The sequence below is a fragment of the Mesorhizobium sp. M7A.F.Ca.MR.245.00.0.0 genome (assembly GCF_003997415.1).
GTDB lineage: Bacteria > Pseudomonadota > Alphaproteobacteria > Rhizobiales > Rhizobiaceae > Mesorhizobium.
The window spans coordinates 83,510-85,299 of the sequence record NZ_RZTE01000005.1 but is presented as its reverse complement, the minus strand read 5'-3'; the positions used below and the strand labels follow the sequence as shown (position 1 = coordinate 85,299).

Genomic DNA, 1,790 nt, shown 5'->3' with positions numbered 1-1,790 from the left:
AACGTCGGGGTCGCTGCCGCCTTCCTCGGCAATCGAAGCTGCCCGCAACGCCTTGGCGTTGCCGCGCCAACTGTCCCACATGCCGATGATGCCTTTGGGCAGCAAAAGCGTGACGGCGACGAACAGCCCGCCCAGTGCAAACAGCCAGAACTCCGGCAGCACGCCGGTGAACCAGGATTTGCCGGCGTTGACCAGCAGCGCACCGATGATCGGCCCGACAATGGTGCCGCGTCCGCCGACGGCGGCCCAGACGACGACTTCAATCGAATTGGCCGGCTCGAACTCGCCCGGATTGATGATGCCGACCTGCGGCACGTAGAGCGCGCCGGCTATGCCGGCCATGACAGCCGAGACGGTGAAGGCGAACAGTTTCACGTTCTCGGCCCGCCAGCCGAGGAAGCGCGTGCGGCTCTCGGCATCGCGCACCGCCATCAGGAGCTTGCCGTATTTGGAGCCGACGATCGCCCAGGTGACGAACACGGCAAGCGCGAGCATCACGGCGCTGGCCGCGAACAGCGCCGAACGCGTCGCGTCGGCCTGCACGTTGAAGCCGAGAATATCCTTGAAATCGGTCAGGCCGTTGTTGCCGCCGAACCCCATGTCGTTGCGAAAAAAGGCAAGCAGCAGCGCGTAGGTCATCGCCTGGGTGATGATCGAGAGATAAACGCCGGTGACGCGGCTGCGGAAGGCGAACCAGCCAAAGACGAAAGCGAGCAGGCCGGGCACCGCGAGCACCATGAGGCCGGCGAACCAGAAGTGGTCGAAACCGTACCAGAACCAGGGCAATTCCTTGTAGTTCAGGAACACCATGAAGTCGGGCAAGATGGGATTGCCGTAAACGCCGCGCGAACCGATCTGCCGCATCAGATACATGCCCATCGCATAGCCGCCGAGCGCGAAGAAGGCGCCGTGACCGAGCGAGAGGATGCCGCAATAGCCCCAGACCAGGTCAAGCGCCAAGGCGAGCAGCGCATAGCAGAGATATTTGCCGGTGAGCGCGACGATGTAGGAAGGGACGTAGAAGGCGCTGGTGGGAGACACCGCAAGGTTGAGCAGCGGCACAAGGACGGCCACCGCCAGCAGGATGAAGATCGTGATGGCGATGCGGCGGTCCGCGCCGGCGGCAAAGAAGCGTCCCGTGATCATGCTTCCACCGCCCTGCCCTTGAGCGCGAACAGGCCGCGCGGGCGCTTCTGGATGAACAGGATGATCAGCACCAGCACGACGATCTTGCCGAGCACCGCGCCCGCATAGGGTTCGAGGAACTTGTTGACGATGCCGAGCGAGAAGGCGCCGACCAGCGTGCCCCACAGATTGCCGACGCCGCCGAAGACGACGACCATGAAGCTGTCGATGATGTAGCCGCGACCGAGATTGGGCGAGACGTTGTCGATCTGGCTGAGCGCGACACCGGCAATGCCTGCAATGCCGGAGCCGAGCGCGAAAGTCAGCGCGTCTACCCATGGCGTCCTGATGCCCATCGAGGCGGCCATGCGCCGGTTGGCGGTGACGGCGCGCATCTGCAGGCCCCAGGGCGTGCGCTTCATCACGTAGAGCAGGATGCCGAAGACAGCGAGCGCGAAAACCAGGATCCACAGCCGGTTCCAGGTGATCGCCAACTGGCCGAGATTGAACGAGCCCGACATCCAGGATGGGTTGCCGACCTCCTGGTTGGTCGGCCCGAAGATCGAGCGCACGGCCTGCTGCAGGATCAGCGAGACGCCCCATGTCGCCAGCAGCGTTTCAAGCGGCCGGCCATAGAGGAAACGGATGACGCCGCGCTCGATGAT

2 protein-coding genes are annotated in these 1,790 nt (G+C 64.0%); both read right to left on the bottom strand.

Annotation, left to right across the window (positions count from 1 at the left end; translation table 11 throughout):
• Nucleotides 1–1,146 (bottom strand): urea ABC transporter permease subunit UrtC (gene urtC / locus EOB80_RS08325; protein WP_245466290.1); only part of this gene is annotated, 1,146 nt, incomplete at its 3' end.
• A partial coding sequence (gene urtB, locus EOB80_RS35120) for an urea ABC transporter permease subunit UrtB (RefSeq protein ID WP_245466289.1) occupies nt 1,143–1,790 on the bottom strand: 648 nt, incomplete at its 5' end. The genes urtC and urtB, both read right to left, overlap by 4 nt.